Origin of the sequence: Nocardia wallacei, assembly GCF_014466955.1 — a bacterium.
In the GTDB taxonomy this organism is placed as follows: Bacteria; Actinomycetota; Actinomycetes; order Mycobacteriales; family Mycobacteriaceae; genus Nocardia; species Nocardia wallacei.
This window is the reverse complement of sequence record NZ_AP023396.1, coordinates 5730487-5751721: the sequence shown is the minus strand read 5'-3', so window position 1 is coordinate 5751721 and position 21235 is coordinate 5730487. Positions and strand designations below refer to the sequence as shown.

The window sequence follows — 21235 nt, the reverse complement described above, 5'->3', positions numbered from 1 at the left end:
AGACCCGCGAGCCCGCCGAGGACGGCTCCGATCCCGGCCCTAGGCCGGTCCGCACCTCCACGGTGTCTCCCGGAGGCATGGATACCTCCGTCGCGGTCTGCGTGAGGACGACGGGACAGGCTGCGCTGTTGCCGTTGTGGGGCCGAAGCCGAGGAGTAGGACCATGGCGGCGATTGCGCCGACGACGTACTTCAGCATTAGAAGATCCTTTCGGCCGGAACTGTCTCGGTATAGGGCCGAAGGTCCCCGAATTTGCTTGCGCGGCTGCACTGTTGGCGGTCAGTGCCAGCGTTGTCAGTCCTCCAACGTGGTGAGTTGCTCGATGAGGGACGAATCAACCATGGGTGCTCAGCCTCCACGACCACGCCGATTGACGCCTGCTCATGAGAGAAACGCTATCCGAATAATGACCTGCTCTGCGAGCGGGTCGCGCAGCTGCGGCCGTCTTGCTGGACCGGTCAAGCTGGTCCAGCGTCGGCACGACCTCAGGTCGGCTGCACGTGCGGGGGAGAGCCTGTCACGATTGCTGCGTACCGACGGATGACCGCACCGTCAGAGTTCCGATCGAATTGGCGGCTGTATCAGTCTGCGCCAGGGCGGTTTTCGTACTGATCGACGAGGTGCTGGTAGAAGCGGTTTTCGTGCAACTCCAACGAGATCGGCCTCAGACTCACTGCGACCTTCCGGCCTACCGTTGTCGAATTGCCGTCATGGTCCAGGCCGAGATCATCCGTGACTGCCCGCGCCAGTTCGTCCAGTTCGGTATCAGTCACGTAGACGCTGAGGCGGCATTCGACGGGAATACGTGCCGGGTCGTACGATTCCCCCCATGCTCGTTGAGCGAACTCGTCGAGTTCCACGACGGGACCGAATGCGGTAAAGCAGGGGATGCGGTTGATTCCACGGATCCGATGGGCACTCTCTTCGAGCAGCAGTGCAATCGGATGGATCCCCTCCCCGTCGAGGGCACCGACCCCGGTGGCGTCGGGTAGCCCCAACTCCACTGCGAGTTCCCACACTCGACGCTCATCGTCCTCCACGCAGGTTCCTTCCTGTGAGCGTTTCTGCGTGACCACGACGCCAGCGCTTCACCATTTGCGTTGGGGCACTGCGGTTTGGGCCTTATTCCATGCGTCTATTGTGGCCTCGTCCTTACTCCTCCCGGTTCCTTCGAAGATTTCGAAGATATAGGGGCTCCCCAGCTTGAAGGCATCTCCTTCACCACTCTTCGATGCGCCTGGGGCGCAAACGGTCCCAGCAAGCTCTTGCGGATTGCGCAGGCTGTAGCGACCTTCCGTACTTACGACCTGGCAAGCGGATCTGCGGAATCGAACACTCGCCGCTCCCGGCGGAACCCCGTGGGTGAGGCGGCCGGGTCGCTCGCCAGTTCATCGCCTGGGATTTCGGTGGGATCCTCGCACCGCTGAACGCTCACCGGCGTTCGAACGGCAGCGCACACCTGACACGGAGAGGTCGCTGCTATTCCGCTGAGCGCAGCAGAATTTGCGTGCGGGAGAGCGCCTGGTCGAGGGTCGCTCGTTCGGGACGGAGTCCGGCGATGATGTCGTCGAGTTCGCGTAGCCCCGCTCGGTGTAGGAGCCGTTTCTCGTTGGTGACCCATTCGCCACGTGCGGCGAGTACAGCGTGCGCGGTCTGCATGCCCGCGGTGGCGAGTGCGCCCGCGAATTCGGTGACCTGGCCGCGCGCGGCGTAGGCGGTGCGGGCATAGCGCAGTGTCAGTTCTGCTTTGTCGCGCCAGATCGGCGGTGCGGCGATGCGCAGGGCTTGGGGATACTGCGGTCGTGGGAGTTGTCCGTGCAAGACTTTGTTGAGGGCCAGTTCCGCGATCAGCAGATAGCTGGGAATCCCGGCCAGGTGGAACATCAGTGGCTCCCAATGGAACCGGCCTCGGCGTGCCTCGGCGATTTCGTGTTCGACGACGTCGAGATCGCGATAGTGGATGTCGGCGGCCCGGCCGTCGATGGTGAGCCAGGCACCGCCGTTGAACACCCCACCACCCCATGCGCCGATCTCGGAAACCGTTCCGGGCCAACCGATCTCACGCAGTCGGTCAGGAGAGAAGCGGCCACGGTAGTAGATGGCGAAATCCCAGTCGCTGTCGGGGGTGTGGGTGCCGATGGCGCGGGAGCCGCCGAGTGTGACCGCTTCCACGGTGGGCAGGGCGGCCAGGTGTGCGGCGACCATGTCGCAGAATTGTTCGTCGGTCATGACATTCTCCATGGCGGATAGTCGACAGAGCAGCACCGGAGCGGGTTGGCTCGAACGGTGCCGTAGCTCACCGGATGTGGTCGAATTCGACGTCACGCCATGATCTTGATCGTACCCCAGCGGCCAGCGCCGCCGTGCCAGCGCGTGTCCGGCCACCACGGTGGCCAGGGTGTTCCCCTGGTGCAGACGCCATCTCGGCCGCAAGGAGACGGTGCGGGACACGACCCAGCGCCGGCTCGTTCCGCATCAGCGCTGTGATCTGACAGCGGATAGCGCAGCTGGCGAATAGCACCGCCCAGCAGTGAAACGAGCCGGGCTATCAGGCGCCGGACACGCACTGCCGCAACAGGTCCGGGTCGTCGATGGTGGCGAGAACGGTGCGCACTCGGACATGTTTCCAGCCTTGGGTGCGGGCGCGGATCGGAGTCGTCAACTCGATGCGTACGAGCGGGGACGACGGGGAGCGCACCACGCTCAGCAGCCCGGATCGCTGGTCGTAATCGAGGCCGAGCGTGACCGGGTGACGCAGGCCGGCTGTGGCAGGGCGGATCGTATCGATGTCCGGCAGCGGGATACGGACCGAGGCGAGCCAGCCGAAACGCAGCCGCAATGCGGTGGAGTCCAGGCGAAACGATCCCCACAGGGGTGAAGCGAAGGCGAGGATCGCCAGCAGCGTGACGGCCACCGCGACCGTGTCGACCGTGACCGCGGCCGCTGCGGGCAGATACGCGCGCGCGAGAAAATGCAGCACAGCGGTCTCGAGGACACCGAGCGTGGCGACGCCTGCGGCCAGCGCCGACCATGCGCCGTTGCGTCCCAAGCCGAATCGCGTCATCGCCCCGCTCCTGCTGTGCCTGCCGGTAACGGCGTCACCGTTCGTGTGGTGGCAGCGCCACCCGCCGCTCACGCACCGGCTCCTCGATGCCGAGCTGGTCGGCGAATGCGGCCAGACCGGTGGTGAGCGCGGTCATCGCGCTCGTCCCGAGCCGCCGGGCCAGCGCCGCGTGCCATTGCGCGCGGAGCCGGCGTGCGGCCGCGACGCAGTCGGTACCGCGCTCGGTGAGCGCGATGCGGCGGACCCGCGAATCGGCCGGATCACCGTGGCGGCGGACGTAACCGAGGGATTCGAGTTCACTGACCAGTTTCGATGCTCTCTGCTGAGTCACGCCGAGCTGCTCGGCGAGTTCTCCGACCGTCGGAGCGCGGTCGATCAGGTGCTGGAAAACGTACCCGTGCGCGGAGCGGATACCCGAAAACCCCAGCGCCCTGATCCGTGCGGTCATACGAGCGCGTGCAGCCTCACCGGTCAGCATCGCAAGGGTCGCGATGTCCAAGTTCTCCAGAGTCACCTCACCCATGTACACAACCATAGTTGCACAACTATGGTTGTGTACATGGGTTTCGAGGACAAGGCCCGTGCGCTGCTCGCCGCTCTCGAAGGCGGCGTCGCGGGAGACCAGCTGCGACCCTTCTTCCATCCGGCGGCGACCCACATCGAACACCCCAGCCGCGTCGTCCCGGCGGGCCGGACCCGCGACCTGGCAGCGCTGCTCGAGGCATCTCTGGCCGGAAGGCGACTGTTCGCGTCGCAGCGATACGACATCCGGGACATGATCAGCCAGGCACACCGTGTCGCCGTGCGACTGCGATGGACCGGCGTCCTCGCACAGCACGTCGCAGGCCACCGCGCGGGCAGCCTCCTCCACGCCGAGGTGGCGCTGTTTCTCACCTACGACGACACCGGCCGGGTCCTGCGGCAGGAAAGCTACGACTGCTACCCACCCTGACAACGGCCTCGTATTCGAGGTGCGGCCTCGGGTTGGCGCTCGGCCCGGCCCGGTTCCGCTGCGCCGGCCGCGCGCACTTCTCCACCGACGTCTCCTACCTACCGGACTTGGAGTCCTGCCCGGCAGATCTGCTGCGCAACCGGGAACGGCTCCCCAGCGCCGCCGACGACTGGGCCAAGCCGAATGATGCCCTCGGAGGAGGCCACCGATCCGGCCACCCCTCCCCGATATTCGCCCGGACGGGAGCGCGCAAACCATGGTCGACGCCATGATTCGCGCCCGTCAGGCCGACTTCGCCCGCCGCCGTCAGCGAGTCATCGAGGATTGTGAGCGTGTGGAAAGCGTTGAGTCAGTCGAGGACGGCCACGGTGTAGGGAGTCGTGGGTGCCGGGGATGTGGCGAAGCGGGTGTTCGGGAGATAGAACCGTCCGGCGTGGGCGGCGATTGTCGAGGGCTGTTCGAGGTGTGGGTCGGTGAGTCGCCGGAGCAGGGTGCCGGTGAGGCCGCCACGGTGGAGGGCGATTTCGGCGATGGTGTCGAATCGGTTCTGGACGACGTAGAGGGTGTCGCCGGTGATGAGCAGGCCGTCTCCGTCGGGTACCGATTCGGAGCCGAGATCGATTCCGTGTGTGGTGCCGGTCTCGGGGTCGACGTGGAACAGTCGGCCGGTCGCGGACTGTACGATGATCAGCCCGGTACCCGCCGGGGCGGCCACGATGCCGTTGGCGTTGAATTCGTCTGGGGCGTAAGCGATGTCGCCCGTCAGTCGGATTCGTTCCACGGCCGTGGGAGCGGGTAGCGTGCCGTCGGTGTCGAGAGGCAGGTGATACAGCACCGGTGAGCGGGAGTCGGTGAACCATGCGCCGGTCGAGGTGAACGCGACATCGTTGACGAATGTCTCCGGGGGCGTACCGAGTTGGTAGGTCGCCAGCACGGTGCCGGTGCGGGTGTCCACGATGCGAGCGTCGCCCGCGGGACCGCCGGCGACGAACAACCGCCCGCGATCGTCCAGTCCGAGACCGAGCGCGGGTGTGCCGGGCCCGCGGCTCAGGATCGCGCCGCGCCCCGTGGTCAGGTCGACACGGTAGACGCTGCCGTCGGCCATCGAACCGACGAATGCTTCGGGCAGCTTTCCGATCGCGATCCCTTCGGGCCGGAAACCCGCGGGCAGCTCGATGACGGTCGGCAAGGTATCCGCGGCTGCCGTCGGCGCGGGCGCCGGTATCCCCACGCCGAGCACGACGAGAACGATGGAGACGACGAAACGGGCCTTCACGACGCGGTTCCTGTCCGAGCCGGGGCAGGCCGCGCCTCGGTCCGCAACCATGTCTCGAACGTCAGCAGCTGTGGGAAGCGACGGCGGAGTGCTGTGATGTCGGTCCGGTAGCCGTGCTCGTCCAACCACGCGAACATGTCCGCCACCGCGGGAGGCAAGCGGTCCGGGCGCTCTACCCGGGTGGGCACACCGTCCGCTTCGGTGCACGCCGCGGCGATCTGCCGCACCGTCAGTTCGTCACCGGCTATTTCGAGCTTCTCGCCGATGTACTCTCCCGGCCGCTCGAACGCGTCTGCGACGATACGCCCGATGTCGGTGGCGGCGACCATCTGAAGTCGCGTGTCCGGGTCCAGTGGCACCGTGCCGACACGGACGCCGTTGTCCGGTTTCGCCAGCAGGTATCTCCAGTTCTCCATGAAGAACACCGGCCGGACTACGGTCGCGGGCAGCCCTGCGGTGTCGAGGTACTGTTCGATGACTGTCTTGGTGTCGAAATGTGGGACGCCGGAACGGTATGCGGCGATCGAGCTGTAAATCACATGCCCCACCCCCTCGGCGACCGCGGCGTCGATAACGCTCTTGCCTTGCCGCACTTCGGTTTCCGGACGCGGATCGGCCGGATCGACGGCCTGCACACTGAATATTCCGTGCACACGGCGGGCGGCTGCACGCAGCGACCGCGCCCGGTCGAGATCTCCGGTGACAAGCTCCGCACCCAGCCTCGCGAGTTCGGCCGCCGCCGCGGTATGCGGATCGCGGACGAAAGCGCGGACCCGCCGCCCGTTGCCGAGCAGCGCGCGGGCGACCGCGCCGCCCTGGTTCCCCGTCGCGCCGAGGACCAGAAAGACTCTGTCCGCTGTCATCGAACGGCTCGTTCCAGTGCGGGCGTCGTCGCGACCGGCAGGCGGCCCGGCGTCGGCAGCTGCCCCGCGACGATCGCGGCGAGCGCGAGCCCGAACCCCGCCAGCTGGACCAGTCCGAGTGTCTCGCCCAGGACCGCGGCACCGAGAACCGCCGCGACCAGCGGCGAGAGCAGTACGAGTACCGCGACGGAGGCCACCGGCAGGAGGGCGATGCCACGGAACCACAGCACATAGGCGACCAGACCGCCGACCAGGCCAAGCCACAGGTACCCGAGGGCAGCCGGGGCGTCGATCGCCGGAGGTGTGCCCTCGACGAGGTAGGTGACCGGCAGCAGAAATACACCCGCCGCGGTGAGCTGCCACCCCACGAAGGCGGTCGGCGTGGTGTCGGCGGGCCGCCCCCACCGCTTGGTCAGGGTCAGCCCGAGAGCCATCGACGCCGCGCTGCCCAGACCCGCCGCGACTCCGATCGGATTCAACGTCGCGTCCGGGCCGATCACCACCAGTCCGACGCCGATCACCCCGGTCACTCCCCAGGCGAGCCGCCGGACGGTCAGGCGCTCGCGCAGCACGGGGACGGCCAGCAAGGCCACGATCAGCGGTTGTGCGGCTGCCAGCGTTGCGGCCACGCCGCCGGGCAGACGTTCGGCCGCCATGAACAACAGCGCGTTGAGCAGGCCGATGTTCAACACTCCGAGCACCGCGGCCTTCGCCCACCACACGCCCTTCGGCAGGGCCCGGGTGAACAGCAGCACGATCAGACCCGCGGGCAGCGCCCGGAGCAGCGCCGCGAACAGCGGATGGCCCGGCGGCAGCAGTTCGGTGGTCACGATGTAGGTCGTCCCCCACGCGGCAGGGGCGAGCGCCGTCGATGCGACGCGGGGAACGCCGGAAACACCCTGTAGTGCAAGGCTTTTCATACTTCGAAGTCTGCTGGGAAACTATTCATGAGTCCAACACATGCTTGTCACCGCAACGATCTCGATCCACGATCGATGTATGGAACTGCAGCAGATGCGCTACGTCCTCGCCGTTGCCGAGACGAACAACTTCACCCGGGCCGCCGAACGCTGCCTGGTCGTGCAGTCCGCTCTCAGTCACCAGATCGCCCGCCTGGAACGGGAACTCGGCGCGAGGTTGTTCGATCGGACCAGTCGCCGGGTGCGGCTGACTCCGGCGGGAGCCGCGTTTCTGCCTTCGGCGCGCCAGAGCGTCGACGCCGCCGAGCGAGCGGTCGCCGAGGTCGCCGCGGCGATCGGTCAGGTGCGAGGGCGCTTGGCCCTCGGATTGATCCCGACCGTGGCGGCCGTCGATATACCCGGTGCGCTGCGTGACTTTCGCGAGCGTTATCCGCACGTCCGCATCGACCTGCGTGTCGGCGCCAGTGACGACCTCATCGAACAGGTCGAGCACGGTGTTCTCGACGTCGCGTTTCTCGGGTTGCCGACCACCGGCCGCCCGCGCGGTGTGGCCGCCCGCGAACTCGCGCGCGACAGGCTGGTCGCCATTGTGGCGCCGGATCATCCGCTCGCCGGCGAGTCGACCGTGGATCTGCGGCGGCTGTCGGCGGAGGTGTTCGTAGACCTGCCGGCCGACACTGCCGGACGCGTCCAGTCCGATCAGGCTTTCGCCGCCGCGGGACTGGATCGCGATGTCGCCTTCGAGGTCACCACCGCCGACTACATCACCCGGCTCGTGCAGCCGGGACTCGCGGTGGCCATGCTCCCCTCCGCGTATGCCCCTCAGCTCGCCGGCGTCGTCGCTCTCGAGGTCTCCGACGCGCCCGCTCGCGTGGAGTACGGCATCTGGAGCCGAACCGGATGCTCGCCCGCGGCCGCCGCGTTTCTCGATCTCCTCGCCATCCCCCACCGCACGGGGCGGCAATCGTGAGCCTGACAGCCGTGCGGGCGGTCAGTCCGTCAAATACGCCACCCACAGATAGTCGCGGGGGCGGCTCATGGCGACGAGGGCTTGCCGGGTCAGTAGTTCGGCGCGGTCGCGGGCGCCGCCGGTGAGTTCGGTCAGCGGCTTCTGCTGTTTCTCGGTGATGTGGAAGACGGCGGCGAAATCCATGCCTTTCGCGCGGTGTACGGTGCCGACCTTGATCCGGGCGTGCTGGCTGCCGTCGTATCGGTCCAGTGGTAACACCGGGAGACCGGCTCCCTCGAGGAGCCGTTGGTAGTGCAGGGCATCGCGTCGGTTGCCGACGATCACTGCGACGTCCGAATCGGCGAAGCCGGATTCCTGGATCGCGCGTACCAGTTCTGCGTCGATGTCGGCTCGCCGCACCACCTTCTCCACGGCGTTGCCGCCGGGCAATACGGCATCGCTGTCTCGCAGCACGAATCCGGGGCCGCCGTCGAGGTCGTCGACCGTGTTGCCGGCCTCGACGCGCTGGGCGAATCGAAGCACCGCTGCGCGGTTGCGGTAGTTGGTCCGCAATACTCGTCCACGGCCACCCGGAAGGGGGATGCCGGCCTCGGAGAGTTTGCAGCCACCGGCGTACACCTGTTGCTGCCCGTCGCCGACCAGAAGTAGTTGAGCTTCCGGTCCGCCGCCGGCGATGTGATGGACCAACGTCAGTTCGAGCAAGGTGAAATCCTGCACCTCGTCGACCACGACCAGCGCGTAGTCCTCGGAATCGTCCAGGGGGCGATCGCGCAACTCGGCTACGGCCTGGCTGATGACGTCGTTGAAGTCGACGATTCCGCGCTCGGCCAGTCGTGCCTGGTAGGGCTCATAGAACAAGGTCCACACGTCGGCCCGCTGGTTCGGGCCCAGGGCGACACCCTCGCGACCCGCCCGGCCGACCGCCTGGTATTGCTCCACGGTTCGCAGGCCACGGCCCTTGATCACACGCCCGACCTCGTCCTTCCAATACTGGTAGTCGGTGTCGTTGATCCTGCCGAGCACGTGACGCGCCTTGCTCCAGGCGCGGGCGAACGCGTCTTCGTACACCTCGTCGTCGCCGACGCGGTAGGTCACGCCGCGACGTTTCAGGAAACGCATCGTCCATGCGTGCAAGCCGATGAACTCGGCACGGTCGGTCGCCTGGGGAGCCAGCCGTAGGAACGCCGACTCGTGGTAGGAGGGAAGGGTTTTCACGAAGCTGGTGAACAGCAGTCGACCGGGATTCAGTTTGGCGAAGCGGGCCATTCGATGTAGCGCGACCACCGATTTGCCGGTGCCCGCAGGGCCGCTGAAGCGCGCGGGACCGTTGAAGTTGACGTTCACCAGGCCGATCTGGTCGGGGTCCAGGAAGGTCATCCATTCCTGAAACGGCCTGCCGAGCATCTTGCTGCGCTCGTCTTCACGCAATTCGGTGACATCCAACAACCCTTCGGACACAACCGGTTCGGCGGCCGGTGCCGCTTCCGCATCGATCCAATCGAAGCGGTCGCTTCGTCCGGCGACCGTGGCGGCGATATGACCGATCCACCGGGTCGACAGGGTATTCTCGCCGCTGCGCAACGCGTGTCGCATCGTGGATTCGTCCACCGAGACGAACGGATCGTGCGCGGCGACGTGGACCGCGCGCGGCATGAGCAGCATGACCTCCAGCATGTGCGGCACATAGTGGCTACGCCCCGCCGCCACACCGGCGAAGACCTCCTCGGCACGGATTCGGATGCCGCGCAGCCACTCTCGGTCCGATACCTGTTCGGTGAACACCAAGGCATACACCCCGGTCGGTCCGACCGCGAACGCCCGTGGCCGGTCATTCCGGGGTGTCGTGCGGTCGATCAGGACGTGCCAGTGGCGCTCCATCAAGGGGATCGAGAGGAATCGGCGCTGCTCAGCGGTCAGATTCGGGACCGCGGCCAGTCGCTGCTCGATCCACCTACGACGTCTCTCACGGTTGATGTCAGGCATATTTCCCCCTCGAGCCTTCGAACAATGTTCAATTATGAGAATAATCAAATGATCCCGGGTGCGAGGCACGAAACACGTTCAGGGGCCGGTGGTTTCGAGAGATGATGGTTCGGACTCGATGCGGGGATCGAAGGGCGACGCACTTCGTCGCAGAAGGGATCGGGGACACTGCCGCGATTGTCCCGGCGTACAGCCGACCCCGACACCTGGATCGCCGCGCTCGAGGACGAGGGGATCGGACAGTTCGGTCGAATCGTGTGGTCGGTCGCTGCGGGAGGGGGATGTCGGTGCCCGTGGCCGATCAACTCGTGGGTGTACTGGTGGCAGAACGGAACTCTGGATCTGGCCGCCATCACTCGCTCCAGCGAGGACGGCGTCACGATCCGGCCGACGCCGCGATTCATCGACTACCTCGACGTGCTCGCGCGGACGGACCCTTCGACCGGAAATAGTTGAGCGGGAGGAACATGACTTTCATCAGACATGATGGCGACTCGTGGGACGCGGCATCCAGTGTCGGTGCGACCGCGACCATGGCTGCGGCGGTGCGGGCTATTGCGACTCGGATGGATCCGGCGCGTATCAATGACCCGTTCGCGGAGCCGCTCGTTCGGGCGGTCGGCATCGACTTCCTGACTCGGCTGGCGAGCGGCGAAGTGGCGGCTGAGGATTCGGTCGAGCAGGTGGCGATCGATGGGGCCAAGGTGCGTACCCGGTTCTATGACGAGTTCTTTCTCGAGGCGGTCGAGGCGGGTATCGAGCAGATGGTGATTCTGGGCTCGGGGCTGGATTCCCGGGCGTATCGGCTGCCATGGCCGGATGGGGTCGTGGTGTACGAGGTCGATCAGCCGAAGGTTCTCGAGTTCAAGACTCGTGCGCTGGCCGAGCTGGGTGCTGAGCCCACTGCCGATCGGCGAGTAGTCGCGGTCGATCTGCGCGACGATTGGCCCGCCGCCTTGTGTGACGCCGGATTCGATCCGGCGAGTCGGACGGCGTGGAGCGCCGAAGGGTTGCTGGGCTATCTGCCGCCCGCGGCGCAGGATCGGCTGCTGGACACCATCACCGAACTCAGCGTGCCGGGGAGCCGGGTGGCTACCGAGAGTCGGCCCAATCCGCGGCCGGGTGACGATGCCGAGACGAAGGAAGGGCTGCGTCGGCTCTCCGAACGCTGGCGTGCGCAGGGATTCGATCTCGACCATGCGAGGCTGCGGTACTTCGGTGAACGTAACGAGGCGGCACCGTACCTGGTCGATCGAGGCTGGGTGCTGAACACGGTTGGTTGTCGAGCGCTGTTCGCCGCCAACGGACTTGCACCGATCGGCGACGACGAATTGCGGATGGGGGATGTTGTCTACGTCAGCGGGGTGCGGGCGGGGACTACGCAGTAACCGCGGCCGAGGAAGCTGAGGGTGCGACGTGGGGTGAGAGGGATGTCAGTGCGAGATTGTCACCGATGCTCATTGCGGGGAGGGGATTTTTCATGACGATTGATGCGGTGCTGACACACGCGCGGGGCTGTGGGCGGAGCTTGCGGGAGTTCAGGTCTCGTTTTCGCCCGGTGGACTGAGTGTGGTGGTTTCGCCGGGGTCGAGGATGTGTCCTGCGGGGTGGGGGCGGGGCTGTGCGGGTGGGGGATTCGTGATTGTCACTGGCCCGAAGTTGTTGTGGCGGAGGTGGTTCGGGAGGTGTGCGGGCGGGTTTCGGTGGTGGAGGTTGTCGTCGCGGAGCGGCTGGGGGCGGTGTTGCCCGTTGCCGAGGTGCTCGGGCCTGCGGCGCTGGCGCGGGCTCACAGCCCCGCGGCGGTGAGGCGGTGGTCGGCCTCCAGGAGCATCCAGCCGCTGAGCTGGACGGAGAGGTCGCGGCTGAGGTTCGCCGACGAGGCGGCGGGGGAGTGGGTGAGGCCGGGGCGGGTTTCCGGGTGGGTGGGGAGGGTGACGGGACGGGTCCAGTCCATGCCGAAGAAGGGCAGGTCCTGGACTTCGGCGCGATGCCTCCAGGCCGCTCGGGCGGAGGCGTGGACGATGTCGGCGGCGGTGGTATTGCCCAGGGCGAGTGCGGTTTCGGCGAGGTAGCGGGCGAGGATGCCCATGAACAGGCCCGAGTCGTCACCGGCGGCGGCGGTGATCACTCCGGCGTTCGTCAGGTGCTTCCCGGTCGCGTCGACGAGTTCGCCCGCGCGGTGGTGGTGGATCGATGCGCCTGTGCGCGTGGCCAATTCGGTTACCAGACCGATGGCTACGCCCTGGCAGTAGGTGTGGACGGTGCGTTCGAGTCGGCCGCCGGGCTCATGGACGCCGTCGAGGACCAGGCCGCTGCCGGGATCGCGTAGGCGTGTGTGCAGAAATTCGGAAAGCATTGTAGCGCGGGATAATTCGCCCGAACGAGCCAGGAAGATCCCCGCCGGTCCGATCGCGGGAGTGTTGTAGAAATCGTCGTCGGAACGCCAGGGCACCGCGCCGACGGGGTTCCAGCCGTCGAGCAGGGCGGCGCGCAGCTCGCCGATGGCGTCACCGAACCGGAGGCCGAGCAGGCGGTCGGCGCGTTCGAGTGCCAGTGCGAGCCAGGACATGTCGTCGTAGTAGCGGTTGGTCCAGCCGGTGAGATTGCGGGTTCGGATGCCCTGCGCCAGGGCGACGACGCGATCGAGGCGTTCGGGGGTGCGGTCGCGGTGCGCGGCGTCCACGGCGCAGTCGAGGAGGTGGGCCTGCCACCAGTAGCACCAGCGGGCGAAGGACTGGTCCAGCAGGGACGCCGGCCAGACGAGCATACCGAGCTGTCTTCGCGGCCGACCCCACAGCGCGCGCACATGGCGCTGCACCGTCGCCTGTTCCGCCAGATTCGCACGTTCTCCGGGCCGCACCGGAGCGGCGGACACCTGCCGCGTGATGGACACGGCCCGCGTCGGCTGCGCCATGGTGGTCAGCGCGACCGACGCGCCCGCCGCTACGAGAAAACCGCGCCGGGTGATCCCCTTCTTCCGGCGATCCATCCGCTCGGACTTCCTTTACCGCCAACGATCACCGGAGCCGAATCCTGCGGCCACATGCTAACTCCGGACACGGAACGCGGCGACCGCTGCGCGAGGGCAGAGCGGGGACGAGGGCAGAGCGGGGCAGGGCTATCGATTGTCCAGCACCATCGTCATGGGAACGCGAATCTCGCCGCCGGGCTCGAAACGCATGACGACCGTGTCGGGAGTCCATTCGATATGTGGCTCGGTGCTCCAGGCCAGCGGTATCGCCACGACGTGACCGCGCGGCACGTCGTCGTCGAGGTACGGTCCGAGCCAGATCTCGTAGCTGTCGAGGTCCATGGGGCTGTGGACGCGTTTCACCGCTGCGGCGTAACCACCGCCGCGCGGCGATGCCGGGTACGTGTGAACCGTTTCGGTGCGATGCATGAACAGGGCGATCGCGATGACGGTCGTCACGACCGCTCCCACGAACACTCCCGCGATCAACATGAGAAACAGCGCGAGTACGTGCCTGCGGGCCGTCGTTCGGTCTGGTACGGGCGTCGGTTTCGACATGGCATGGGTCTCCGAATCCTGGCATGGCACCCGTCGTGATGCACGCCATAGGGGACAGCTTGTCAGGAAACCGGAGGCTGTCTCGTTCAGGGTGTGCACGCAACAGACAGGAGCGGACCATGCATCGCATTATTGTTCTCGGGGCCGGATACGCCGGAGCTTACGTCGCGGGATATCTTGCGCGGCGGCTGCATTCCGACGACTTCGAGATCACCGTCGTCAATGCCGAGCCCGACTTCGTCGAGCGGCTGCGGTTGCATCAGCTCGCGGCGGGGCAGGAGCTGCCGTACCGGCCGCTGGCGGATGTGTTCGCGGGCACCGGGATTCGGTTGCGGGTGGCGCGCGTGACCGCCGTCGACGCCGACCGCCGGGCCGTCGTGGTCGCCGACGACGCGGGTGTCGAGCGGCTGGAATACGACAGCCTGGTCTACGCGCTCGGCAGCACCGCCGCCGAACATGGGATTCCAGGTGTCGACACGCACGCCTTCCACGTCGCGAGCCGACCGGCCGCGCTGCGCCTGCGGGCTCGGCTGGACGAGCTGGGAGAGAACGGGAAAGTGCTGGTCGTCGGTGGCAACCTGACCGCGATCGAAGCCGCTACCGAGATCGCGGAATCCCGGCCGGGCCTGCGGGTCAGCCTCGTGACGAGCGGCGAACTGGGCGGTTGGCTGGGGCCGCGGGCCCGTCGTCACCTGCTGCGCGCGTTCGATCGGTTCGGGATCGCGGTGCACGAGCACGCCACCGTCGAGCGGGTGACCGAACACGGAGTCGTCGTCGCGGACGGCACCGTGTATGCCGCCGACGCGACGGTGTGGGCGGCCGGGTTCGCCGCCCATCCGATAGCCGCGGCGGGCGGGATCGCGGTGGAGCCGGACGGCCGGATCACGGTCGATCGCTGGATGCGGTCGGTGTCGCATCCGGACGTCTACGTCGCCGGTGACAGCGTGTTCGTGATCGGCGAGAACGGGCGGCCACTGCCGATGTCGTGCGCCTCGGCGGGATACACCGGCATGCAGGCGACCGCGACGATCATCGGGGATCTGACGGGGCGCAAGGTCTCGACGACCACGCTGGCCTACGTCGGCAACCACATCAGCCTCGGGCGGCGGGACGGGATCTTCCAGATGGTCGACGGTGACGCGCGATCGAAATCCTGGGCGCTGCTCGGCCGGCCGGCCGCCCGCTTCAAGTCGGCGATCCTCTCGACCGCCGCCTGGAGCATCAGCCGCCCGACCTACGGGATGCCCGGCCGCAAGCACCGCCTGGCGACCACCCGGGAGCGGTCGGCGAAGGCCGTCGCCGCTTAGGGTGTCGCGCATGGACACTGCCACCGTGGCGCGTTTCGAGGCCAGCCGAGACCGGCTGGCCTCGATCGCCTATCGCCTGCTCGGCTCGGCCGCCGACGCCGAGGACACGGTGCAGGACGCCTTCCTCCGCTGGCAGGCCGCCGACCGCGACCACATCGTGGCGCCGGAGGCCTGGCTGACCAAGATCGTCACCAATCTGGCGGTCGACCGGCTCCGCTCGGCGAAGGTGCGGCGTGAGCGCGCGGTCGGCGCGTGGATGCCCGAACCGCTGCTCGACGGCGACCCGATGCTGGGTCCGGCCGACACCGTCGAGCAGCGCGAATCGGTCAGCCTGGCGGTGCTGCTGCTGATGGAGCGGCTGTCGCCGGTCGAACGGGCGGTTTATGTTCTGCGCGAAGCGTTTTCGTACGGTCACGCCGAGATCGCGCAGATACTCGACATCACCGAGTCCGCGAGTCAGCAGCACGCGCATCGGGCCCGGCGACACCTCGCCGCCGCGCGCGGTACGACGCGGGTCGATCGCGCCGCGGCGCACCGGATCGCGGCGGCGTTCGTCGATGCCGCCGCCTCGGGCCGGACCGAACGGCTGGTGGCGCTGCTGACCGCCGACGCGACCGCGGTCTCCGACGGAGCGGGGCTGAACGACAAGCTGCTGCGGTACTCGGTTCCGGAGCGGTTCGCCGCCGCGACCCGTGCCGCGTTCAAACCGACTCCGGCGAAACGCAAACTCGCCGGCGGCTCCCCGGCCATCCATACCGGAGTGATCAACGGCGCCCCGGCGGTCATCGCCGTGCTCGACGACCGCGTGGTGGGCGTCGCCGTGCTCGAGGTTCGTGGCGACAAGATCGCGTCCGTCTGCGGCATGGCCTCGCCCGCGCGGCTCGGCCGCCTCACCGAGCAGTGGCGGCGGCACGAGCACGACGCGCCCTTGATCGAATCCTGGTAGGCACTTTCCCGCGCGCACTCGGGGACATCGCCCGTTCCGAATCAAATGCTTGACTCGTTCCAGAATGGGGACGACACTTCCAAAGGTGCCAACGGCCACGGAGTTCCAGGAGATGCTGCGGGGGGTTTCGCTGCGCGTGACCGCGCCGCGGGTCGCGGTACTGCGTGCGGTGCACGGGCATCCGCACGCCGATACGGATTCCGTCATCCGCGCCGTGCGCGATCAGCTGTCCACGGTGTCGCATCAGGCGGTGTACGACTCGCTGCGCACGCTCACCGCGGCCGGTCTGCTGCGGTGCATCCAGCCGTCCGGGTCGGTGGCCCGGTACGAGGCGCGCGTCGGTGACAACCACCATCACGTCGTGTGCCGGTCGTGCGGGGCGATCGCCGACGTCGACTGCGCGGTCGGTGCGGCGCCCTGCCTGACCGCGTCCGACGACCGTGGTTACTCGATCGACGAAGCAGAAGTCATCTACTGGGGCATGTGCCCCGATTGCGCGGCATCACAACGTCCTTGACCGCAGCCCGCATCACCCATTCAGGAAGGAATGACGTGACATCAGATAGCCGCCCACCCGCTTCCGACACCGCGACTCGAAGCAACAGCGAGAGCGAGAACCCGGCGATCCCGTCCCCGACCGCCAAGACCGACCACCGGCCGCGCACCAACAGGGACTGGTGGCCGGAGCAGATCGACGTCTCGGTGCTGCACGCCCACTCGTCCAAATCGAACCCGCTGGGCGAGGACTTCGACTACGCGAAGGAATTCGCCAAGCTCGACGTCGACGCGCTCAAGGCCGATGTCGCGGCGGTCCTGACCGATTCGCAGGACTGGTGGCCGGCCGACTACGGCAACTACGGCGGCCTGTTCATCCGGATGAGCTGGCACGCGGCGGGCACCTACCGCATCGCCGACGGGCGCGGCGGCGGCGGGCAGGGCGCACAGCGTTTCGCACCGCTGAACAGCTGGCCCGACAACGCCAACCTGGACAAGGCCCGCCGCCTGCTGTGGCCGGTCAAGCAGAAGTACGGCAACAGCATCTCCTGGGCGGACCTGCTGGTGTTCGCCGGCAATGTGGCGCTCGAGTCGATGGGCTTCCAGACCTTCGGTTTCGGATTCGGCCGCCCCGACATCTGGGAGCCGGAGGAGGTCTTCTGGGGTCCGGAGGACACCTGGCTCGGCGACGAGCGCTACAGCGGTGACCGCGAGCTGGCCGGTCCGCTCGGCGCGGTCCAGATGGGCCTGATCTACGTGAATCCGGAAGGCCCCAACGGCCGTCCGGACCCGGTGGCCGCCGCTCGCGACATCCGGGAGACCTTCGGCCGCATGGCCATGAACGACGAGGAGACCGCGGCGCTGATCGTCGGCGGGCACAGCTTCGGCAAGACCCACGGCGCGGGCGACCCCGACCTGGTCGGCGCCGAGCCCGAGGGCGCTCCGATCGAGCAGCAGGGCCTGGGCTGGAAGAGCAGCTACGGCTCGGGCAAGGGCCGCGACGCCATCACCAGCGGCCTCGAGGTCGTCTGGACCTCCACTCCGACCAAGTGGGGCAACGGTTTTCTGCAGAACCTGTACGGCTACGAGTGGGAGCTGACCAAGAGCCCGGCGGGGGCATGGCAGTGGAAGCCGAAGGACGGCGCGGGCGAGGGCACCATCCCCGACCCGTTCGACGGCCCCGCGCGGACGCCCACCATGCTGACCACCGACCTGGCCCTGCGCGAGGACCCGATCTACCGGGAGATCACCAGCCGCTGGCTGGAGCACCCGGAGGAGCTGTCCGAGGCGTTCGCGAAGGCCTGGTACAAGCTGCTGCACCGCGACATGGGACCGATCAGCCGCTACCTGGGCCCGTGGGTCCCCGAGCCGCAGCTGTGGCAGGACCCGGTGCCGGACGTCGACCACGCGCTGATCGACGAGCAGGACATCGCGGCGCTGAAGGGCAAGGTCCTCGAGTCGGGCCTGTCGGTGCCGCAACTGGTGAAGACGGCGTGGGCGTCGGCGGCCAGCTTCCGCAGCACCGACAAGCGCGGTGGCGCCAACGGCGCCCGGATCCGGCTGGAGCCGCAGAAGAATTGGGAGGTCAACGAACCGGCCGAACTGGCGAAGGTGCTGCCCGTGCTGGAACAGATCCAGCGGGAGTTCAACGACTCGGCGACCGGGGGTAAGAAGGTCTCGCTGGCGGATCTGATCATCCTCGCCGGATCGGCGGCGATCGAGAAGGCGGCCAAGGACGCGGGCCAGGACATCACGGTGCCGTTCGCGCCGGGGCGCACGGACGCGACACAGGAGAACACCGATGTGGAGTCGTTCGCGGTGCTCGAGCCGCGGGCCGACGGCTTCCGCAACTATGTGCGCCCCGGTGAGAAGGCGCCGCTGGAGCGGCTGCTGCTCGACCGCGCCTACATGCTCGACGTCACCGCGCCGGAGTTGACGGTACTGATCGGCGGACTGCGCGCGCTCGGCGCCAACTACGGCGGCAGCGCGCACGGCGTGTTCACCGACCGGCCGGGCACGCTGACCACCGACTTCTTCGTCAATCTGCTCGATCAGAACACCGAGTGGAAGGCGTCGGAGTCGGCGGAGAACGTCTACGAGGGCTTCGATCGGAAATCCGGCGCGGCCAAGTGGACCGCCACCGCCAACGACCTCGTCTTCGGTTCGCACTCGGTGCTGCGCGCGGTGGCCGAGGTGTACGCCCAGCAGGGCGCCGAGCAGCGGTTCGTGAACGATTTCGTCGCCGCCTGGGTCAAGGTGGCGAACAACGACCGCTTCGACCTCCGCTGATTCCACCGACGACGCCGGGCTGCCCCCACAGGGGACGGCCCGGCGTCGTCGTTGCAACGCGTCGTATGTCTTTCAGTCCGCTGGCCAGGTGCCGGTGACCTTGCGGAACCCGGCGGCGCCGCCGCGGTCGATGACGGCTCGCACGGTGGCGAAGACCGCGCCCTGCAGGGCGGCCGCGGCCACGATTTCGCCCCAGCCGCGGTCGCGGTCGGTGGCGGCGGGCGCGTCGTCCTCGCCGGTCAGCAGCTTCCAGGTGTGCGCGAAAACGGCGGACGCGGCCAGGCCACCCAGGACGCCGACGAGCATGCCCAGCGGTTTGTAGAGCAGCTTCATCACGACGCCCGTTCTTTGCGGTTGCGGCGCCGCATCAGACGCCAGGTGACCAGGAGCGCGGCCGCGGCGGCCGCCGCGGCGGCGGGTAGCGGACGACGGCGCACGGCCGCGCCGGCCTGGTCGGCGCGCGCCTCGGTCGTGGCGATCGCCCGGCCGGCGGCGTCCTCGGCCCGTGCCGACAACTCACTCGCCTTGGCCTGTGCGGCGGTCGAGGTGTCGTGCAGTTTCTCCTTGGCGCGGGCGGAGACGTCGGCCTTGTGCGCCAATGCGTCCACAGTCTCGCCGAGTTCCGCGCGGGTCCGCTCGATGTCGCGTCTGATGGCATCCGGTTCGGTCGGCGTCGCCGCCTCGGCGTCCGTGTCGCGATGTGATCCGGTCATCGGCGCAGTCCTTCCTTCATCGTCTCGATATCGGTCTGCACGCCGCTCACTGCCTCCTGCGGGACCGGTGGCGTCGCGGCGCGCACCTGCTTGACCCCGATCAGCGCCGTCACTCCCGCGACCAGCAGCAGCGCCACACCGACGAGCAGCGCCGCCAGCCACCCGGCGAGCGCCGACGCCAGCGCCAGCACGACACAGGCCACCAGGGCCGCGCCGCCGTAGAACGCCAGCACGGCTGCGACGCCGAACAGGCCCGCCCCGACTCCGGTGCGCTTACCCTTCTGCTGCAGCTCGGCGACGGCCAGCCGCATCTCGTCGCGGACCAGGCGGGACAGTTGCTCGGAGGCGTCGCCGACCAGCTCGCCCACCGGGCGTTCCCGGGCCGGCGCCGCCCTGATTTCGTCTACCACCAGGGACTCCTTTCCTCGCTGAGGCGTGTCGTTGTCTCGGCTACCCGGTCGGGCGGCGGTCAATCGCGGAAACCTTTGCGGCTGTATCGACTAGCCGCGATCTCCGGCGTCGACCGGGTGCGGGCCGTTACGCTGAGCCGATGCGATCTCGGTTTCAACGATGTGTCCTGGCCGCGTTCGTCGTCATCGCGTCGACTCTGCTGCTCGGTACGCAGTCCCTGGCCGCCCCGCCGTTGCGGGCGGCCGCCCTGACACCACTCGACGCGGGTTTCCTGTGGGGTGTGGCGAGTTCCGGATTCCAGTCCGAAGGCCGTGCGCCGGACAGTAATTGGACGCGCTACATCGCCAAGAACCCCGGCTTCGAGCCACTACAGGATTCGGTCGACTTCACCGAGCGGTACGCGTCGGACATTCGCCTGGCCGCCGACATGGGCGTGCGGGTGTTCCGGGTGGGTGTCGAATGGGCGCGACTGCAGCCCGAGCCCGGCGTCTGGGACGAGAACGCCTTCCGCTTCTACGACGACGTCGTGGCGAATATCGTCGCGGCGGGTATGCGGCCGATGATCACCCTCGATCACTGGGTGTACCCCGGCTGGGCGGCGGATCGCGGCGGCTGGCGCGGCGCGGGCATGGTCGGCGACTGGCTGGCCAATATGCGCGCGGTGGTCGACCGCTACGCCTCGCGAAACCCGTTGTGGGTCACCGTGAACGAACCCGCGGCCTACATCCAGCACGAGATCCGCGGCGGCGCCGCCGACGCGGGCAGCATGCAGGACCGAATCGTCCAGGCCCACAACGACATCTACGACTACATCCACCAGGTGCAGCCCGGCGCGCAGGTGACCGCCAACGTCGGCTACGTCGCCGGTTCCGAGGACCAGGTCAACGGCGCGTTCGCCGACCGGGTCGCGGCCCGGCTCGACTTCGTGGGCGTGGACTACTATTTCGGCTTCGATCCGGCGCAGTCGCTGCTCGGCGCCATCTCCCGGGCCAGCGGCTCGGCGATCCCGACCCTGCCGGGGCCGCGCATCTGGGAGATGCCGTTGCGTACGGAGGGCATCTACTATGCGCTGCAACACTATTCGAAGCGCTTTCCGGGCAAGCCGCTCTACGTCGTGGAGAACGGCATGCCCACCGAGAACGGCCTGCCCCGCGCCGACGGCTACACCCGCGCTGATCACCTCCGCGACACCGTGTACTGGCTGCAGCGCGCCAAGGCCGACGGGATGAACGTCATCGGCTACAACTACTGGAGCATCACCGACAACTACGAATGGGGCAGCTACACACCACGTTTCGGCCTCTACACGGTCGACGTGCGCACCGATCCGTCGCTCACCCGCCGCCCCACCGACGCCGTGGGCGCCTATTCGCGGATCGTCGCCGAGGGCGGCGTCCCCGCCGGGTACCGGCCCTCGCACGCGCCGTCGCTGTGCATCTTCGTCGATCCGCCGGCGAGCTGCCTCACCCCGCTGGCGGCGGGGTAGCGCTCCGGCTCACTCCGGCGGCACCGTGGCG

The 21235-nt window shown here is 68.0% G+C and carries 22 protein-coding genes; 9 read left to right on the top strand and 13 right to left on the bottom strand.

Translation table 11 applies throughout. The features are described 5' to 3' along the window. Window positions 1–581 precede the first annotated feature (581 nt). The 4 genes from NWFMUON74_RS25360 to NWFMUON74_RS25345 all read right to left on the bottom strand — a co-directional run bounded on the left by NWFMUON74_RS25360 (window position 582) and on the right by NWFMUON74_RS25345 (window position 3587). A complete protein-coding gene (locus NWFMUON74_RS25360; protein ID WP_187684290.1) occupies window positions 582–1040 on the bottom strand; it encodes a hypothetical protein in 459 nt (152 codons plus the stop codon). A 439-nt stretch (window positions 1041–1479) separates the two neighbouring features. Beyond that, window positions 1480–2229, bottom strand: coding sequence for a nucleotidyltransferase domain-containing protein (locus tag NWFMUON74_RS25355; protein ID WP_187684289.1), 750 nt, complete (start codon window positions 2227–2229; stop codon window positions 1480–1482). A gap of 319 nt (window positions 2230–2548) precedes the next feature. Beyond that, complete coding sequence (locus tag NWFMUON74_RS25350; RefSeq protein ID WP_187684288.1) at window positions 2549–3064, bottom strand: hypothetical protein; 516 nt, start codon at window positions 3062–3064, stop codon at window positions 2549–2551. 34 nt (window positions 3065–3098) lie between these two features. Continuing rightward, window positions 3099–3587, bottom strand: coding sequence for a MarR family winged helix-turn-helix transcriptional regulator (locus NWFMUON74_RS25345; protein ID WP_187684287.1), 489 nt, complete (start codon window positions 3585–3587; stop codon window positions 3099–3101). A gap of 36 nt (window positions 3588–3623) precedes the next feature. Here NWFMUON74_RS25345 and NWFMUON74_RS25340 point away from each other — a divergent pair, with 36 nt between their 5' ends. Further along, window positions 3624–4016: a nuclear transport factor 2-like protein gene (locus NWFMUON74_RS25340; protein WP_187684286.1), complete on the top strand. Its 393-nt coding sequence runs from the start codon at window positions 3624–3626 to the stop codon at window positions 4014–4016. Between the two features lie 349 nt (window positions 4017–4365). Here NWFMUON74_RS25340 and NWFMUON74_RS25335 read toward each other — a convergent pair whose 3' ends face one another. Genes NWFMUON74_RS25335 through NWFMUON74_RS25325 form a run of 3 tightly spaced genes read right to left on the bottom strand, consistent with a single transcriptional unit; the run spans window position 4366 to window position 7075 of the window. Next, a complete protein-coding gene (locus NWFMUON74_RS25335; RefSeq protein WP_187684285.1) occupies window positions 4366–5292 on the bottom strand; it encodes an SMP-30/gluconolactonase/LRE family protein in 927 nt (308 codons plus the stop codon). Beyond that, window positions 5289–6155, bottom strand: coding sequence for an NmrA/HSCARG family protein (locus NWFMUON74_RS25330; protein WP_187684284.1), 867 nt, complete (start codon window positions 6153–6155; stop codon window positions 5289–5291). The genes NWFMUON74_RS25335 and NWFMUON74_RS25330 overlap by 4 nt, the downstream gene beginning before the upstream one ends. Further along, the gene (locus tag NWFMUON74_RS25325) at window positions 6152–7075 is read right to left on the bottom strand and encodes an EamA family transporter (protein WP_187684283.1); all 924 of its coding nucleotides are present in this window, start codon (window positions 7073–7075) and stop codon (window positions 6152–6154) included. The genes NWFMUON74_RS25330 and NWFMUON74_RS25325 overlap by 4 nt, the downstream gene beginning before the upstream one ends. 79 nt (window positions 7076–7154) lie before the next feature. On the opposite strand from NWFMUON74_RS25325, the gene NWFMUON74_RS25320 reads away from it, so the two are divergent. After that, complete coding sequence (locus NWFMUON74_RS25320) at window positions 7155–8045, top strand: LysR family transcriptional regulator (RefSeq protein ID WP_187684282.1); 891 nt, start codon at window positions 7155–7157, stop codon at window positions 8043–8045. Between the two features lie 21 nt (window positions 8046–8066). On the opposite strand, the gene NWFMUON74_RS25315 is transcribed toward NWFMUON74_RS25320, so the two are convergent. After that, window positions 8067–10028: a UvrD-helicase domain-containing protein gene (locus NWFMUON74_RS25315; protein ID WP_187684281.1), complete on the bottom strand. Its 1962-nt coding sequence runs from the start codon at window positions 10026–10028 to the stop codon at window positions 8067–8069. 177 nt (window positions 10029–10205) lie between these two features. Between NWFMUON74_RS25315 and NWFMUON74_RS25310 the strand changes: the two genes are divergently transcribed. Together NWFMUON74_RS25310 and NWFMUON74_RS25305 are read left to right on the top strand one after the other, a co-directional pair. After that, window positions 10206–10484: a hypothetical protein gene (locus NWFMUON74_RS25310; RefSeq protein WP_187684280.1), complete on the top strand. Its 279-nt coding sequence runs from the start codon at window positions 10206–10208 to the stop codon at window positions 10482–10484. A gap of 11 nt (window positions 10485–10495) precedes the next feature. Then, on the top strand, window positions 10496–11416 hold the full coding sequence (locus tag NWFMUON74_RS25305) for an SAM-dependent methyltransferase (protein WP_187684279.1): 921 nt from the start codon (window positions 10496–10498) through the stop codon (window positions 11414–11416). 398 nt (window positions 11417–11814) lie between these two features. Here NWFMUON74_RS25305 and NWFMUON74_RS25300 read toward each other — a convergent pair whose 3' ends face one another. Both NWFMUON74_RS25300 and NWFMUON74_RS25295 read right to left on the bottom strand, forming a co-directional pair. Beyond that, a complete protein-coding gene (locus NWFMUON74_RS25300; RefSeq protein WP_187684278.1) occupies window positions 11815–13017 on the bottom strand; it encodes a glycoside hydrolase family 76 protein in 1203 nt (400 codons plus the stop codon). Window positions 13018–13146: 129 nt separating this feature from the next. Continuing rightward, entirely contained in the window at window positions 13147–13458 is a 312-nt protein-coding gene (locus tag NWFMUON74_RS25295; RefSeq protein ID WP_187684277.1) for a hypothetical protein, read from the bottom strand. A 218-nt stretch (window positions 13459–13676) separates the two neighbouring features. Here NWFMUON74_RS25295 and NWFMUON74_RS25290 point away from each other — a divergent pair, with 218 nt between their 5' ends. From NWFMUON74_RS25290 to katG, 4 genes are all read left to right on the top strand, one after another. Further along, the gene (locus NWFMUON74_RS25290) at window positions 13677–14864 is read left to right on the top strand and encodes an NAD(P)/FAD-dependent oxidoreductase (RefSeq protein ID WP_187684276.1); all 1188 of its coding nucleotides are present in this window, start codon (window positions 13677–13679) and stop codon (window positions 14862–14864) included. Window positions 14865–14874: 10 nt separating this feature from the next. Beyond that, complete coding sequence (locus NWFMUON74_RS25285; protein ID WP_187684275.1) at window positions 14875–15810, top strand: sigma-70 family RNA polymerase sigma factor; 936 nt, start codon at window positions 14875–14877, stop codon at window positions 15808–15810. Between the two features lie 112 nt (window positions 15811–15922). Next, complete coding sequence (locus NWFMUON74_RS25280; protein ID WP_269475362.1) at window positions 15923–16327, top strand: Fur family transcriptional regulator; 405 nt, start codon at window positions 15923–15925, stop codon at window positions 16325–16327. A gap of 35 nt (window positions 16328–16362) precedes the next feature. Continuing rightward, window positions 16363–18594, top strand: a complete 2232-nt coding sequence (gene katG, locus NWFMUON74_RS25275) for a catalase/peroxidase HPI (RefSeq protein ID WP_187684273.1) — start codon at window positions 16363–16365, stop codon at window positions 18592–18594. Window positions 18595–18666: 72 nt separating this feature from the next. Here katG and NWFMUON74_RS25270 read toward each other — a convergent pair whose 3' ends face one another. Genes NWFMUON74_RS25270 through NWFMUON74_RS25260 form a run of 3 tightly spaced genes read right to left on the bottom strand, consistent with a single transcriptional unit; the run spans window position 18667 to window position 19717 of the window. Continuing rightward, window positions 18667–18927 (bottom strand): DUF4235 domain-containing protein, encoded by a 261-nt coding sequence (locus NWFMUON74_RS25270; protein ID WP_187684272.1) that lies wholly within the window; start codon window positions 18925–18927, stop codon window positions 18667–18669. Then, a complete protein-coding gene (locus tag NWFMUON74_RS25265) occupies window positions 18927–19307 on the bottom strand; it encodes a DUF3618 domain-containing protein (RefSeq protein ID WP_187684271.1) in 381 nt (126 codons plus the stop codon). Before NWFMUON74_RS25265 ends, NWFMUON74_RS25270 begins: the two co-directional genes overlap by 1 nt. Then, the gene (locus NWFMUON74_RS25260) at window positions 19304–19717 is read right to left on the bottom strand and encodes a phage holin family protein (protein ID WP_187684270.1); all 414 of its coding nucleotides are present in this window, start codon (window positions 19715–19717) and stop codon (window positions 19304–19306) included. The genes NWFMUON74_RS25265 and NWFMUON74_RS25260 overlap by 4 nt, the downstream gene beginning before the upstream one ends. 140 nt (window positions 19718–19857) lie before the next feature. Here NWFMUON74_RS25260 and NWFMUON74_RS25255 point away from each other — a divergent pair, with 140 nt between their 5' ends. After that, complete coding sequence (locus tag NWFMUON74_RS25255; protein WP_187684269.1) at window positions 19858–21204, top strand: family 1 glycosylhydrolase; 1347 nt, start codon at window positions 19858–19860, stop codon at window positions 21202–21204. Window positions 21205–21235: the final 31 nt, after the last annotated feature.